Here is a 14189-nt window from a genome sequence, read left to right on the forward strand (position 1 = left end):
TCGCTACGGCTAGGGCGAGTCGACCTCGTCACATTCTGTATGCCGGTGAAGCGCGGCAGGGTCACGGGCAGCGGACGACCTGACCCGCGTACGAGAGGTTGCCGCCGAAGCCGAAGAGCAACGCGGGCGCCCCGCTGACCAGTTCGCCGCGCTCGACGAGCTTCGACAGGGCGATCGGCACGCTCGCGGCCGAGGTGTTGCCGGAGTCGACGACGTCCCGCGCGACCACCGCGTTCACCGCGCCGATCTTCTCCGCGAGGGGCTCGATGATGCGCAGGTTGGCCTGGTGGAGGACGACCGCGGCGAGGTCCTCCGGTTCGAGCCCGGCCTTCGCGCAGGCCTCGCGGGCCAGCGGCGGCAGAGAGCGGGTTGCCCAGCGGTAGACGGACTGGCCCTCCTGGGCGAAGCGGGCCGGTTCGCCCTCGATGCGTACGGCGTCACCCATCTCGGGGACCGAGCCCCACAGGACCGGGCCGATCCCCGGCTCCTCGCCCTCGGCGCACGGCTCGACGACCACGGCGCCCGCCCCGTCCCCGACCAGGACGCACGTCGAGCGGTCGGTCCAGTCGGTGACGGCGGACATCTTGTCGGCGCCGATGACCAGGGCGCGCGTCGCGGCCCCGGCGCGCAGCGTGTGGTCGGCGGTGGCGAGGGCGTGCGTGAAGCCCGCACACACCACGTTCAGGTCGAGCGCGGCCGGCGACGGGATGCCCAGGCGGTGGGCGACGCGGGCCGCCGTGTTCGGGGAGCGGTCCACGGCCGTGGAGGTCGCGACGACGACCAGGTCGATGTCGGCCGCGGTCAGGCCCGCCGCGGCCAGCGCCTTGGCGGCGGCGTGCGCGGCCAGCTCGTCGACGGGCTCGTCGGGACCCGCGATGTGCCGGGTGCGGATACCGACGCGACTGCGGATCCACTCGTCATTGGTGTCGACCATGCCCGCCAGCTCCTCGTTGGTGAGGATCCTGGCGGGCTGGTGGTGCCCGATGCCGACAATGCGCGAACCGACCATGGAGGCCCCCTCGTGAGCTGCGGACCCTCCAGTCTGGTCAGCGACTCACGAGTAACCGGTGGCGTCCAGTGACAGGAAAGTGCCGCTTCACTTGGAGACTTCTGCTGGAGCCGCCGAGCCGGTTACGCACATTCACCCGGTGAACAGCTGTGTGGCCTTTTGCACCAGTTCATACACTCCGTACGCGAGCGGCAGCCCGACCCACAGCCAGGCGAGGGTGATCAGGCCGCGCCGATCAGGCGCGCTCCTTGCGGTCTCCGGCGGCGGTGTCGATGTCATCTGCGGGCTCCCTGGGGGCGGGGACTACGTGGTGGCGGGCGTGCACGGGGCGTACCAGTTCATTGGCGACGAAGCCGACGACCAGCAGGCCGATCATGATCATGAGCGAGAGGCCGTACAGATTGGCGCCGTGCTTGCCCGCGCTCTCCTGGCTGTCGGCGACCCAGTTGACGATCAGCGGGCCGAGGACGCCCGCCGTGGACCAGGCGGTCAGCAGCCGGCCGTGGATGGCGCCGACCTGGTACGTGCCGAAGAGGTCCTTCAGGTACGCGGGGATCGTCGCGAAGCCGCCTCCGTAGAAGGAGAGGATCACGAGGGCGCACAGTACGAAGAGGGGCTTCGAGGAGTCGCCCCACAGGACGATGAGCAGGTACATCAGGGCGCCCACGCCGAGGTAGACGCGGTAGATGTTCTTGCGGCCGATGAGGTCGGACGTGGAGGACCAGCCGATGCGGCCCACCATGTTCGCCGCGGAGAGCAGCGCCACGAAGCCCGCGGAGGCGGATACGGACACCGGGGTACTGGTGTCGGAGAAGAAATCCATGATCATCGGCGCGGCCTTCTCCAGGATGCCGATGCCCGCGGTCACGTTCATGGTCAGGACGACCCACAGGCACCAGAACTGGGGCGTACGGATCGCCTGCTTCGCGGAGACCTGCGGGCCGCTGGGGGCGGCCGCCTCGGTGCGCCCGCCTTCCTGGACCTGCGGCCTCGGCACCCGGATGAGCAGCACGCCGAGCGTCATGAACACCGCGTACGCGAGTCCGTGCACCAGAAACGCGAGCGCGATGCCGCCGCTGTCCGCACCGAAGGACTCCAGCATCTGGGCGCTCCACGGGGACGCGATGAGCGCACCGCCGCCGAAGCCCATGATCGCGATGCCGGTGGCCATGCCGGGCCGGTCGGGGAACCACTTGATCAGCGTGGAGACGGGCGAGATGTACCCGATGCCGAGGCCGATGCCGCCGATGAAGCCGTAGCCGAACACGATCAGCCAGTACTGCTCCGTGTACGCGCCCAGCGAGGAGAGCAGGAAGCCGGAGGAGAAACAGACGAGCGCGACGGTCATGGCCCAGCGCGGCCCGTTGCGTTCGACGAGCGTGCCGCCGAAGGCGGCCGACAGGCCGAGCATCACGATGCCGAGCTGGAACGGCAGCGCGCTCTGCGTGCCGCTCAGCCCCAGCGCCGACTCCAGGGGCGGCTTGAAGACGCTCCAGGCGTAGGCCTGGCCGATGGAGAGATGGACGGAGAGCGCGGCGGGGGGAACGAGCCAGCGGCTCCAACCGGCCGGCGCGACGGGTGGCCTCATGATCCCGAACCGTAGGCAGTCACAGGGCTGTTGGGAAGCCCCTACTGCCCAGGCCCTTGTCGACGAATCCGGCGGCTTCCATACTGTAGGCAATATCCCGTCACGACTGGTGCCGGGTCGGGCACCGCCCCGCACCATGGGTACAGGAGAATGGGAGCCATGGGACGAGTCACGGAACGACGCAAGGTGATCCGGATACGGGACGGCCATGTCTCCACACGGCCGGACACCCTTGTCGCCGAGGAACCGCTGGAGATCCGGCTGAACGGCAAGCCGCTCGCCATCACCATGCGCACCCCGGGCGACGACTTCCCGCTCGCGGCCGGCTTCCTGGTCAGCGAGGGTGTCCTGGCCACCGCCGACGACCTGCAGAACATCGTGTACTGCGCGGGCGCCACGGAGGACGGCAGCAATACGTACAACGTGGTCGACGTGCGGACCACACCCGGCATCGTCCTGCCCGACATCACTCTGGAGCGCAACGTCTACACGACCTCGTCGTGCGGCCTGTGCGGCAAGGCGAGTCTCGACGCGGTGCGCACCACGGCCCGGTTCCCGATCGCCGACACTCCCCCGGTCCGGATGACACCCGAGCTGCTCGCCTCGCTCCCCGACCGGCTGCGTGAGGCCCAGCGCGTCTTCGACCGGACCGGGGGGCTGCACGCGGCGGCGCTCTTCGACGAGGAGGGGCGGCTCGTCGACATCCGGGAGGACGTGGGGCGGCACAACGCGGTCGACAAGCTCGTCGGCCGGGCTCTGCAGAACGGCGAACTGCCGCTGTCCCGCTCGATCCTGATGGTCTCGGGCCGCGCCTCGTTCGAGCTGGTGCAGAAGGCCGTGATGGCGGGCATCCCCATGCTCGCGGCGGTGTCGGCGCCCTCGTCCCTCGCGGTGGACCTCGCGGCCGAGACGGGCCTGACCCTGGTCGGCTTCCTGCGGGGCAGCTCCATGAACGTGTACGCGGGTGAGGACCGGATCGCCCTGGAGGCCGCGGTCGCACAGGGCTGACACTTCACCGCTTTCGCTGAAGGCGCGCGGCACGCCGGGCGGGCTCTGTCCTCACACCCCCGCGACCCGCCGCAGCATGTCCATGAACCGCTCCCGCTCCGCCGCCGACAGCGGCGCGAGGAGCTCGTCGCCCGCGGCGCGCGCCGCCACCGCGCACGTGTCGACGAGGCGGGCGCCATCGGCCGTGACCGTGACCGCGTTCTTGCGCCGGTCCCTGGGGTCGGGCGCGCGCTCGACGAGGCCCGCGGCCTGTAGGTCATTGAGGACGCCGACCATGTCCTTGGGGTCGAGCCCGACGCCGCGCACGAGATCGGCCTGGGCGACGGGCCCCCGTTCGGACACCGCGCTGAGCACCACGTGGTGCCACATCTTCAGCCCCTGCTCGGCCAGCGCGTCGGCGACGAGCGCCCGCCCGCGCGCGGCGGCCCGCCCGAGCAGCCAACTGGGCAGGTCACGGATGACGCCGGGGGCGGTGGGCGGTGGGCTCGATGCGCTCATGCGGCCACCGTACCGATAAACGTTGGCCTTCCCAATGAAACCCGCGTAACGTCATCATCGTTGGGAGTCCCAATGAAATCTGACGGTACGCGGAGGTGGTCACGTCCATGCGTCGTGTCCGGTACGAGCACAGCGGCGGGCCCGAGGTCCTGTTCCTGGAGAAGGTGCCCGTTCCCGAGCCGGGACTCGGCGAACTCCTCGTCCGCGCCGAGGCGGTCGGGGTGACGCTGCCCGTCGTCCGCAAGGTCCGCGAGGCGCGCGAGCCGATCGCGCTCGGCGGCGAGATCGCCGGCGAGGTGGTCGCGCTCGGCGCGGGAGTGACGGGTTACGCGATCGGGGACCGGGTCACCGGCCTGGTCTTCGGCCACGGCTACGCCGACTACGCACCGCTGCACACCTCGATGACCTCCCCGATACCGGACGGCGCGAGCGCGGTCGACGCGGTGGCACTCGTGCGCAGCGGGCTCGTCGCGTACGGGGCACTGCACGCCGCGCGGCCCGAGCCGGGCGAGGCCGCCCTGGTGACCGCGGCGGCGAGCGGTGTGGGCCATCTCGCCCTGCAATTGGCCAAGTTGAAGGGTGCGCGGCGGGCGGTGGCGGCGGTCTCGGACGTCGGCAAGGCCGGTTTCGTGCGCGCGCTCGGGGCCGACGACGTGGTGACGTACGACGCCGAGTCCTGGGGCGAGCCCGTCGACTACGCGCTCGACGCGGTCGGCGGCGCGCTCCTGAAGCCCGCCGTGGCCGCGCTCGCGCCGCACGGCAGGCTCGTGGCGTACAGCTCGGGCGGCGGCACCGTGGAGGCGTACGACCTGCTCGTGGGCGCGAAGTCGGTGACCGGCTTCCAGCTGGGGCTCATTGCGCGCGGGCAGCCGGAGACGTACGAGCGGTGGCGCGCGGAGCTGTGGGAGCTGTTCCTGACGGGGGATCTGAAAGCGGTGGTCCACGGGGAGTTCGCACTGGAGGACGCCGCGAGGGCGCATGCCGTGATCGAGGGACGGGCCAACACCGGGAAGGTCGTGCTCGTGCCCTGACATGCGGAAACCGGCGTGGTTCTTGTGAGCCCGGAGGTGCGCACGTAGCGTCTGCGATGCACACATCAGACGTAGGACGTCGGATGTCCGGTCGCACCGGACGACCCGAAGGGTGGGCCGCTCCATGCACAGAAGATCCGTCCGTACCGGTCCGAGATCCGTGCTGGTGGCCGCGCTCGCGGTCGCCGCCGCACTCCCCGCGACGGCGACCGCGCAGGCCACGCCGAAGCCCCGGCCCTCCTTCGAACAGCAGGTGCTGTTCAAGCCCGGCCGGGACCCCGGATACGCCTGCTACCGGATCCCGTCCGTCGTGAAGACGGCGCGCGGCACCCTGCTCGCCTTCGCCGAGGGCCGCAAGAACGACTGCACCGACGCCGGTGACATAGACATCGTCGTCAAGCGCTCGCACGACGGGGGACGCAGCTGGTCGCCGCTCCAGGTCGTCAACGAGGGCGGCGGCGACACCCATGGCAACCCCTCGCCGGTCGTGGACCGCCGGACGGGCCGCGTCCTGCTGGCGGAGACGTACAACACGGGCCGCACGGACGGCAAGAACTGCGACGTGCCGTGCGATCGCACCCCGTACATGCAGCACAGTGACGACGACGGCCGCACGTGGTCGCGGCCGCGCGACCTGAGTGACGAGCTGCTGCCAGACGACTTCAACTCCTGGTACGCGACCGGCCCCTCGCACGGCATCCAGCTGACGCGGGGACACCACCGCGGCCGCCTCGTGTTCGCCGTCAACGCCGAGACGTGGGATGGCAGCCGGGTCACCGCGAACCACGCCGCCCTCATGGTCAGCGACGACGGCGGCGAGCACTGGCGCGTCGGCGCGCGGGACACCTGGCCGATCGCCGACGACGGCACGTTCCGGCAGAAGCCCTCCGAATTGGCGCTCGCCGAGCTGCCCGACGGCGCGGTCCACATCAGCGGGCGCGAGCAGGACGGCACCGACCTCGGGCACCGCACCCAGACCGTCAGCCGGGACGGCGGCGACTCCTTCGCCCGCCCCTTCGCGGCGCTACCGGATCTCTACGCGCCCATGGTCCAGGGGGCGACGCTGCCCATCGGCAGGGGCGGCGACCGGCTGCTGCTCGCCTGCCCGGGCGACCCCGACCGGCGGCGGACCATGATGATCCGCTCCTCGTACGACGGCGGGCGCACGTGGGAGAGCTTCGACCGGGGCACCGTCGTGACCCGGGACTGGTCGGGCTACTCGGACCTGGTGCAGGCCGACCGCGACCACGTGGGGCTGCTGTACGAGGGCGGGACGGTGGACGCGCGCGACGAGATCCGCTTCGCCCGGTTCACGCTCGACTGGCTGAAGCGGCGGAGCGGGCCCGACCCGACGACGGACGACCGGGCGCCGGGCGCACACCCCGCGGCCGTGCTCGGCGGCGCCCGGGAGACGGACGGGCGGACCGGCGGGGCGCTGTCGTTCGACGGCACGGACGACGCGGTGCGGCTGCCGTACGACGACCGACTCCGGCTCGGGTCACGGGAGTTCACGGCGTCACTGTGGTTCCGGTACAGCGCGACGAGCGGTGAGCAGCCGCTGCTCTCGCTGGGCGGCACCGGGGCGTCGCAGCCTCAGGTGACGCTGAGCGCCGACCCCGCGGCGAACCGGATCACCGGGCTGATCACCGTACGGGACGGGGCCGCGGCTCCCAGGACGGTGACGGTGCGGGCCGCGTCCGCGTACAACGACGGGAACTGGCACCGGGTCCAACTTCGGCGCGGTGACGGGAAGTTGACGCTCTCCGTCGACGGCGAGGAGGTCGGCGCCGCCGACGATGTGCCCGGATCGGTGAGCCGGAACGCGCCGTTCGGTGTGCACATCGGGCAGCGCATGGACAGCCGGGCGTACTTCACCGGAGCCATCGACGAGGTGCGGGTCGCCTCGGGCGGCGGCGACGTGCTGTGGCTGCCACTGGACCGGATCCGGTCGGGCTTGTGACCCGGCCCGACGGGGTGCACGCCACGGGGCTCCGCCCCGGACCCCGCGCCTCAAACGCCGGCGGGGCTGGAAAGGCCTGCTCAATCGCCGCAGGGGCTTGATGTGCGCGGGCGGTGCGTCGTGGACCAACGGTGGCCGGCGCACTAGCCTCGCCTCGCATGCGGGGACGTGAGGAGCGGGGGACGGCGCGGCGAGACCGGCGGAGGTTGTTCGCCCTGCTCGCCGCCCTCGCTCTCGTGCTGATCGCGCTCGTCGCCCTCCCCGGCCGGGAGGGCGGTGCGCGGTGTGGGCCCCGAGGTGTCGCCTCGTGGTCCGCGGACGCGCGGCTCACCGGCGAGTTCGCCCGCTACGGCGACGACGCCGCGCGGCTCGACGACTGGACGGGCGGCGACGGCACACACTCCGTGCGGCTGCCGGACGGTCGGCTGCTGTGGCTGTTCTCCGACACATACCTGGGCGCCGTGAACCAGCCCCCGAACCCCGCCGGGCAGCCGCACCCCTGGCGGACCGCGGAGGCGCCCTTCGTCCGCAACTCCGCGGTGGTGACGGACCGTTCGGGTCGCCTCGACCGGACGCTCGCGGCGCCGCTGTTCCCGGACACGGCCGCGGGCGAGTGGCGCTGGCCGGTCGCGGCGCGCGTCGAGGAGAGCGGCGGAAGGAAGGTCGTACGTGTGCTGCTGTGGACGCGGGCCCAGGGCACGGGACCGTACGTCTTCGGGGTGCCGAACGCGACCGAGGTGGCCACCCTGTCGCTGCCCGACCTGCGCCTCGAAGGCATCACCCAGGTCCTCGACCAGCGCCAGGTGCGGGACCCGGCGCGGCGCGTGCTGTACGGGACGACGGCCGTGGACCACCAGGGCTGGACGTACGTGTTCGGGGCCGACGACGGGGAGAAGGCCGTGCATCGCGCGTACGTGGCACGGGTCCCGCAGGGCCGCCTCGGGGACGTCCGGGCGTGGCGGTACTGGGACGGCGAGCGGTGGGGCACGCGCGCCGCTCCGGTCCTGGGCGACGGCGAGCGCCGTGGTGTGGGGACCGCCTTCTCGGTGGTGCGGGACGCGGAGACGTACGTCCTGTTCACGACGGCGGCGGGCGCGAAGGGCCTGACGGAGGTCACCTCGTACTGGGCCTGTTCACCGGCCGGGCCCTGGCACGGACCCGCGAAGGCGTTCACGCCGCCGCTCCCCCGCGACGGGGCGACGCCCTCGCGCGCGGCGGCGTACAACCCGCAGACGCACCCGGCGCTGAGCGGCGGCGGCCGGCTCGTCCTGAGCTATGACGTCAACTGGCTGGACGCCGCGCCCGCCGCCGCACAGGCCGAACTCAGCCGGAACGTGTCCCTGTACCGACCGCGGTTCGTGTCTCTTCGGCTCGGCCCCCTGCGGGAGCGGTGACCTCCGGCTCCACCGTGCCGTCCGTGTGCTCGGTGTCCTCGGCGTCCTTCGAGCGGCGCTTGGCGATGACCGCGCACACCATCAGCTGCATCTGGTGGAAGAGCATGAGCGGCAGCACCGCGAGGGAGGCGTGCGCGCCGAAGAGCACGCTCGCCATGGGGAGACCCGAGGCGAGGGACTTCTTCGAGCCCGCGAACTGGATGGCGACGCGGTCGCCGCGGTTGAAGCCGAGGGCCTTCGCTCCGTACCAGGTCACCGCCAGCATGATCGCGAGCAGCACCGCCTCCACGACCAGGAGTCCGGCGAGGCGGACCGCGCTGACCTGGTGCCAGATGCCCTGCACCATGCCCTCGCTGAACGCGGTGTAGACGACGAGCAGGATCGAGCCCCGGTCGACGTAGCCGAGGATCTTCTTGTGGCGCGCGATGAAGCCGCCGACCCAGCGGCGCAGCAACTGGCCCGCGAGGAACGGCACGAGCAGTTGCAGCACGATCTTGACGAGCGAGTCGGCGGAGAAGCCGCCGCCGCTGTTGCCGAGCAGTGCGGCCGCGAGCAGCGGCGTGAGGACGATGCCGGCGAGCGAGGAGAAGGAGCCCGCGCAGATCGCCGCCGGGACGTTGCCGCGCGCGATCGACGTGAACGCGATCGACGACTGGATCGTCGACGGGACGAGGGTGAGGAAGAGGAGTCCCTCGAAGAGGTTCTGCGGCAGCAGTACAGGGACCAGTCCGCGGGCCGCGAGGCCGAGCAGCGGGAACACGATGAACGTGCAGGCGAGGACGGTGACGTGGAGCCGCCAGTGGCGCAGCCCGTCCATCGCCTCACGGGTCGACAGGCGTGCCCCGTAGAGGAAGAAGAGGAAGGCGACGGCCGCGGTGGAGGCACCGGACGCGACATCGGCGGCGGCCCCTCGGGCCGGGAGCAGTGCGGCGAGGCCCACTGTTCCGATCAACGCCAGGATGTACGGGTCGATCGGCATCCAGCTCGGCCAGGTCAGGCGTTTCATTGGTTCCTTGCTCTCGGTTCATGTCGTGCCCTCTCCATGGTCCTCCTCAAGGCCTTGATCGGGAATCCTGCATACCGCTCTGACTGTGATCGCGTCACGTGATGAGCAGAGGTACGGTTCGGGGCATGTACGAGCCCGGTCACCTCAGGACGTTCCTCGCCGTCGCGCAGACGCTGAGCTTCACGCAGGCCGCGCGCCGCCTGGGCCTGCGGCAATCGACCGTGAGCCAGCATGTGCGGCGCCTGGAGGACGCGACGGGCCGCACCCTTTTCACGCGGGACACGCACTCCGTGGAGCTGACGGAGGACGGGGAGGCGATGCTCGGATTCGCCCGGCGGATTCTGGAGGTGCACGAGCAGGCGGCGTCGTTCTTCACGGGGACGCGGCTGCGCGGCCGGCTCAGGTTCGGGGCCTCCGAGGACTTCGTGGTGACCCGGCTGCCCGAGATCCTGGAGTCGTTCCGGGCCGAACACCCGGAGGTGGACCTGGAGTTGACGGTCGAGCTGTCGGGGACACTGCACGCGCAGCTGGACGCGGGGAAGCTGGATCTGGTGCTCGCCAAGCGGCGCCCGGAGGATCCGCGCGGCGAGTCGGTGTGGCACGACCGGCTGGTGTGGATCGGCTCCGAGCGGCTCCGCATCGACCAGGACCGGCCGGTGCCACTGATCGTCTACCCGCCGCCGGGGATCTCGCGCGCCCTGGCCCTCGAGGCGCTGGAGCGGCACGGCCGTGCGTGGCGGATCGCCTGCACGAGCGGCTCACTGAACGGCCTCGTCGCGGCGGCGCGGGCCGGGCTCGGCGTGATGGCCCACTCGCGCGGCCTCATCCCGCCGGGCCTCGTACGGGTGCCGGACCGGGTGGGCCTTCCGGAGCTTGGCGAGGTCGACTTCGTGGTGCGCAGCGCGGCACGGGACGAGAGCGAGCCCGCGCGGGCGCTCGCGCAGGCGATCCTGGCGGGCGGGGACCGGCTGCATCGGAGCGCCCGTTAGCGCCCGTTGGCGCAGTGGTAGCGTCCACCGGAACCGACCGCTCCGTCTAAAAACTCGGGCGGCGGCCGGTGGTGACCTCTTTGCAGAGATCCAATGGAGGCTCGTGAAGAGGGCCGGGAGATTGCGCTCCCGAAACTTACTGTGGCGTAAGTATTCTGCCCAGCTCCACCCGTTGTGGCCCGTTATAAACGTCTGACCTGTGCAAATTCCGCGCACCTTCCGCTCGTTGCAGGCACTCCCGCGAAGCCTTCCGGTCAGGTACCGTCACCGACGCTGTGCGGAGCGCCACAAGGAGCAACTTTGCGTGAGTTCACCAACCCCCCTGTGGCGTCGGCGCCGCTCGTCGGCGGCCTGGCCGACGCCGTGTTCGACCATGCCCTGGACACACCGGGACATATAGCCCTGGCCCGTAAGGACCGGCACGACAAGTGGCAGGAAGTCACGTCGGCCCAGTTCTGCGACGAAGTGCTGGCCCTTGCCAAGGGCCTGCTCGCGCAGGGCATCCGGTTCGGCGACCGCGTCGCGATCATGGCGCGCACCCGCTACGAGTGGACGCTGTTCGACTTCGCGCTGTGGACCGTCGGCGCCCAGGTCGTCCCGATCTACCCGACGTCCTCGGCCGAGCAGGTCTTCTGGATGCTGTACGACGCCGAGGTCTCGGCGGCGATCGTGGAGCACGAGGACCACGCGATGACCGTCGCCACGGTCATCGGGCGACTCCCCCATCTGCACCGCCTGTGGCAGATCGACGGCGGCGCCGTGGACGAGATCACCGCGTCCGGCACCCACATCGACGACGAGACCGTGCACCGGCACCGCCGCGCGATCACCCCCGAGTCGACGGCCACGATCATCTACACCTCCGGCACCACGGGCCGCCCCAAGGGCTGCGTGATCTCGCACGGCAACTTCATGTACGAGGCCGACACGATGATCGCGCGCTGGGAGCCGGTGTTCTCCTCCAAGCGCGACCGCACCCCGTCGACGCTCCTCTTCCTGCCGCTCGCCCACGTCTTCGGGCGCATGGTGGAGGTCGCGACGATCCGCGGCGGCGTGAAGCTGGCCCACCAGCCGGAGCTGCGCGCGTCCGTGCTCATGCCCGACCTCCAGTCGTTCCAGCCGACGTTCATCCTCGCCGTGCCGTACATCTTCGAGAAGGTGTTCAACGCGGCCCGCAGGAAGGCGGAGAACGACGGCAAGTCGGGGCCGTTCGAGAAGGCCATCGAGTGCGCGGTGAAGTACGCGGACGCACAGGAGGCGAAGGCATTCGGCACGGGCCCGGGCCCCTCCGCCTCGCTGCGTATGCAGCACTCCGTCTTCGACAAGCTCGTCTACTCCAAGGTGCGCGCCGCGATGGGCGGCCACGTGCGGCACGCGATGTCCGGCGGCTCGGGCATGGACCGCAAGCTCGGCCTGTTCTTCGCGGGCGCCGGCGTCACCATCTTCGAGGGGTACGGCCTCACCGAGTCGACGGCCGCCGCGACGGCGAACCCGCCCGAGCAGACCCGCTACGGCACGGTCGGCCAGCCGATACCCGGGTCCAGCGTGCACATCGCCGACGACGGCGAGGTGTGGATCTACGGCGGCAACATCTTCCAGGGCTACCTCAACGACCCGAAGGCCACCGACTCCTCCCTGTACGACGGCTGGCTCGCCACCGGTGACCTGGGCGCGCTCGACGATGACGGCTATCTCACCATCACCGGCCGCAAGAAGGAGATCCTCGTGACCTCCGGCGGCAAGAGCGTCTCGCCGCAGCAGCTGGAGGAGCGGGTGCGCGACCACCCGCTGATCGCGCAGTGCCTGGTCGTCGGCAACGACCGCCCGTACATCGCGGCGCTCGTCACGCTCGACACCGAGGCCGTCGACCACTGGCTCGGCATGCGCGGCAAGCAGTCGATGTCACCGGCGGACCTGGTGCGCGATCCGGACCTGGAGACGGAGGTGCGGCGCGCGGTGGTGGCCGCCAACACCCTCGTCTCGCAGGCCGAGTCGATCCGTACGTTCCGGATCCTCGCGCATCAGTTCACCGAGGAGCACGGGTTGCTCACGCCGTCCCTGAAGCTCAAGCGCAAGGCGATCGAGCAGGCGTACTCGGCGGAGGTCGACGCGTTGTACGGCACGCTGTAACCAATTCGAGCCCCGCGGCGATCGAGCGGCGGGCCCAAATTAAGCCTCCGCGGCGATTGGGCGGCGGGGCCAATTCAAGCCCCCGCGGCGATTGAGCGGCGGGGTCCGGGGCAGAGCCCCGCAACCTCAGCCCCGTCAGCGTTGCGCTCTCGGGGCTCCGCCCCGGACCCCGCTCCTCAATCGCCGGAGGGGCTTGAGTGGGCTGACGGGTCGTCAAATATTGGCGTCCCGGTTATTGACGGTTCATCAGGTCCCCCACAGAATCACCCTCACTCCGACGGAGGGGGACCGACCGTGTCGCGACCGATCCGCGCCATCACCACCACCGTGGCAGCACTACTACTCGCCACCGCCTGCAACTCCACCGCCAACAGCGGCAACAACACCGCCGGTGGACAGGGGAGTTCGGTCCGTGGCGTGAGCGACGACCGCATCAAGGTGGGCGGCATCGTCTCCATGACGACGTCGAGCGGATACAGCAAGAAGGACACCGACCTCGGCGCGAAGGCCCGTTTCGACCGGGCCAACGCCGAGGGCGGCGTGAACGGCCGCACGATCGACTACCTGGGCGCGGAGGACGACGGCCAGGACCCGGCGAAGAACCTCGCGGCGGCCCGCAAACTCGTCCAGCAGGACAAGGTGTTCGCGATCTCGCCGATGAGTTCCGTGACGTTCTCCGGGGCGGACTTCCTGCAGAAGCAGAAGGTGCCGACGTTCGGCTGGGGCACGCTTCCCTCGTTCTGCGGCCCGACGTACATCTACGGCTACGGCGGCTGCATGGTGCCGATGCCCGGCGGCACCATCTCGCAGACCTGGCCGGAGGGGCTGAAGAAGGTCACGGGCGGCGCGCGGGGCAAGACCGTCGCGATCCTCGCCAACGACAACGACGCGGGCACCTTCGCCGTCCGCACGTACAAGCAGTCCTTCAAGTCGGCGGGCTACAAGGTGAGTTACGCGAAGGCCACGGTCCCCGCGACCGCCGTGCCGAGCGACTGGTCGGCGTACACGAAGGAGCTGCTGCGCAGCGACGGCGGCAAGGCGCCGGACGTGGTCGTCTCCGTGATGCAGACGCCGTACAACATCGGCCTGTTCACGGCCGTCAAGCGCACCGGGTACAAGGGCGTGCTCACCGACCCGACGGACTACGACCCCGGTCTTCTCGCCAAGAAGGCGACGAAGCAGGCGCTCGACGGGGTGCACGTGCTGCTGTCCTTCGAGCCGTTCGAGGCGTCCACGCCCGGGATGAAGCAGTTCAAGGCCGACATCAAGAAGGCGTCCGGGGGCAAGGAGATCCCGTTCAACATGCACATGATGACGGGGTACATGAGCGCCGATCTCTTCCTCTCCATCGCGAAGAAGGCGGGCAAGAATCTGACCGTCGCGTCGTTCCAGAAGGCGGCGAACGGGTTCTCCGACACCGGGACGCTCGTCGGTGACCGGGCGCTGCCGCGCGGGCGCACCGAGTCGTTCGGCTGCGGGGCGCTCGCGCAGCTCAAGGACGGGGCGTACCGGGTGTCGTCCGCGTTCAAGTGCTATCCGCCGATCCCCTTCAAGTAGGCCTAAAGGGAAGGGTGTT

11 protein-coding genes are annotated in these 14189 nt (G+C 70.7%); 7 read left to right on the top strand and 4 right to left on the bottom strand.

Annotation, left to right across the window (positions count from 1 at the left end):
• Positions 1-61: 61 nt before the first annotated feature.
• Together ACIRHA_RS11270 and ACIRHA_RS11275 are read right to left on the bottom strand one after the other, a co-directional pair.
• The gene (locus ACIRHA_RS11270) at positions 62-1009 is read right to left on the bottom strand and encodes a beta-ketoacyl-ACP synthase III (protein WP_403843036.1); all 948 of its coding nucleotides are present in this window, start codon (positions 1007-1009) and stop codon (positions 62-64) included.
• Positions 1010-1244: 235 nt separating this feature from the next.
• On the bottom strand, positions 1245-2597 hold the full coding sequence (locus tag ACIRHA_RS11275; protein ID WP_403843038.1) for an OFA family MFS transporter: 1353 nt from the start codon (positions 2595-2597) through the stop codon (positions 1245-1247).
• A gap of 159 nt (positions 2598-2756) precedes the next feature.
• On the opposite strand from ACIRHA_RS11275, the gene fdhD reads away from it, so the two are divergent.
• Positions 2757-3605, top strand: coding sequence for a formate dehydrogenase accessory sulfurtransferase FdhD (gene fdhD / locus ACIRHA_RS11280; RefSeq protein ID WP_403843041.1), 849 nt, complete (start codon positions 2757-2759; stop codon positions 3603-3605).
• A gap of 51 nt (positions 3606-3656) precedes the next feature.
• Here fdhD and ACIRHA_RS11285 read toward each other — a convergent pair whose 3' ends face one another.
• Positions 3657-4103, bottom strand: coding sequence for a MarR family winged helix-turn-helix transcriptional regulator (locus ACIRHA_RS11285; protein WP_403843043.1), 447 nt, complete (start codon positions 4101-4103; stop codon positions 3657-3659).
• 107 nt (positions 4104-4210) lie between these two features.
• Here ACIRHA_RS11285 and ACIRHA_RS11290 point away from each other — a divergent pair, with 107 nt between their 5' ends.
• The 3 genes from ACIRHA_RS11290 (at position 4211) to ACIRHA_RS11300 (ending at position 8488) form a co-directional block, all read left to right on the top strand.
• Positions 4211-5134 (top strand): zinc-binding alcohol dehydrogenase family protein, encoded by a 924-nt coding sequence (locus ACIRHA_RS11290; protein WP_403843045.1) that lies wholly within the window; start codon positions 4211-4213, stop codon positions 5132-5134.
• A gap of 124 nt (positions 5135-5258) precedes the next feature.
• The gene (locus ACIRHA_RS11295; RefSeq protein WP_403843048.1) at positions 5259-7094 is read left to right on the top strand and encodes an exo-alpha-sialidase; all 1836 of its coding nucleotides are present in this window, start codon (positions 5259-5261) and stop codon (positions 7092-7094) included.
• 158 nt (positions 7095-7252) lie between these two features.
• Positions 7253-8488: a DUF4185 domain-containing protein gene (locus ACIRHA_RS11300; RefSeq protein WP_403843051.1), complete on the top strand. Its 1236-nt coding sequence runs from the start codon at positions 7253-7255 to the stop codon at positions 8486-8488.
• On the opposite strand, the gene ACIRHA_RS11305 is transcribed toward ACIRHA_RS11300, so the two are convergent.
• Complete coding sequence (locus ACIRHA_RS11305; protein WP_403843054.1) at positions 8418-9494, bottom strand: bile acid:sodium symporter family protein; 1077 nt, start codon at positions 9492-9494, stop codon at positions 8418-8420. The genes ACIRHA_RS11300 and ACIRHA_RS11305 overlap by 71 nt on opposite strands.
• A gap of 125 nt (positions 9495-9619) precedes the next feature.
• Here ACIRHA_RS11305 and ACIRHA_RS11310 point away from each other — a divergent pair, with 125 nt between their 5' ends.
• The 3 genes from ACIRHA_RS11310 to ACIRHA_RS11320 all read left to right on the top strand — a co-directional run bounded on the left by ACIRHA_RS11310 (position 9620) and on the right by ACIRHA_RS11320 (position 14170).
• Positions 9620-10483: a LysR substrate-binding domain-containing protein gene (locus tag ACIRHA_RS11310; RefSeq protein ID WP_403843057.1), complete on the top strand. Its 864-nt coding sequence runs from the start codon at positions 9620-9622 to the stop codon at positions 10481-10483.
• 300 nt (positions 10484-10783) lie between these two features.
• Positions 10784-12613: an AMP-dependent synthetase/ligase gene (locus ACIRHA_RS11315; protein ID WP_403843059.1), complete on the top strand. Its 1830-nt coding sequence runs from the start codon at positions 10784-10786 to the stop codon at positions 12611-12613.
• Between the two features lie 294 nt (positions 12614-12907).
• The gene (locus ACIRHA_RS11320; protein ID WP_403843062.1) at positions 12908-14170 is read left to right on the top strand and encodes an ABC transporter substrate-binding protein; all 1263 of its coding nucleotides are present in this window, start codon (positions 12908-12910) and stop codon (positions 14168-14170) included.
• The last annotated feature ends 19 nt before the right edge of the window (positions 14171-14189 follow it).

The sequence above is a fragment of the Streptomyces sp. NPDC102360 genome (genome assembly GCF_044766085.1).
Taxonomy (GTDB): domain Bacteria; phylum Actinomycetota; class Actinomycetes; order Streptomycetales; family Streptomycetaceae; genus Streptomyces.

Excerpts from the sequence above, each read along its gene's own strand:
- ACIRHA_RS11270 (WP_403843036.1), bottom strand. The coding sequence starts at position 1,009 with ATGGTCGGTTCGCGCATTGTCGGCATCGGGCACCACCAGCCCGCCAGG.
- ACIRHA_RS11275 (WP_403843038.1), bottom strand. The coding sequence starts at position 2,597 with ATGAGGCCACCCGTCGCGCCGGCCGGTTGGAGCCGCTGGCTCGTTCCC.
- fdhD (WP_403843041.1), top strand. The coding sequence starts at position 2,757 with ATGGGACGAGTCACGGAACGACGCAAGGTGATCCGGATACGGGACGGC.
- ACIRHA_RS11285 (WP_403843043.1), bottom strand. The coding sequence starts at position 4,103 with ATGAGCGCATCGAGCCCACCGCCCACCGCCCCCGGCGTCATCCGTGAC.
- ACIRHA_RS11290 (WP_403843045.1), top strand. The coding sequence starts at position 4,211 with ATGCGTCGTGTCCGGTACGAGCACAGCGGCGGGCCCGAGGTCCTGTTC.
- ACIRHA_RS11295 (WP_403843048.1), top strand. The coding sequence starts at position 5,259 with ATGCACAGAAGATCCGTCCGTACCGGTCCGAGATCCGTGCTGGTGGCC.
- ACIRHA_RS11300 (WP_403843051.1), top strand. The coding sequence starts at position 7,253 with ATGCGGGGACGTGAGGAGCGGGGGACGGCGCGGCGAGACCGGCGGAGG.
- ACIRHA_RS11305 (WP_403843054.1), bottom strand. The coding sequence starts at position 9,494 with ATGAAACGCCTGACCTGGCCGAGCTGGATGCCGATCGACCCGTACATC.
- ACIRHA_RS11310 (WP_403843057.1), top strand. The coding sequence starts at position 9,620 with ATGTACGAGCCCGGTCACCTCAGGACGTTCCTCGCCGTCGCGCAGACG.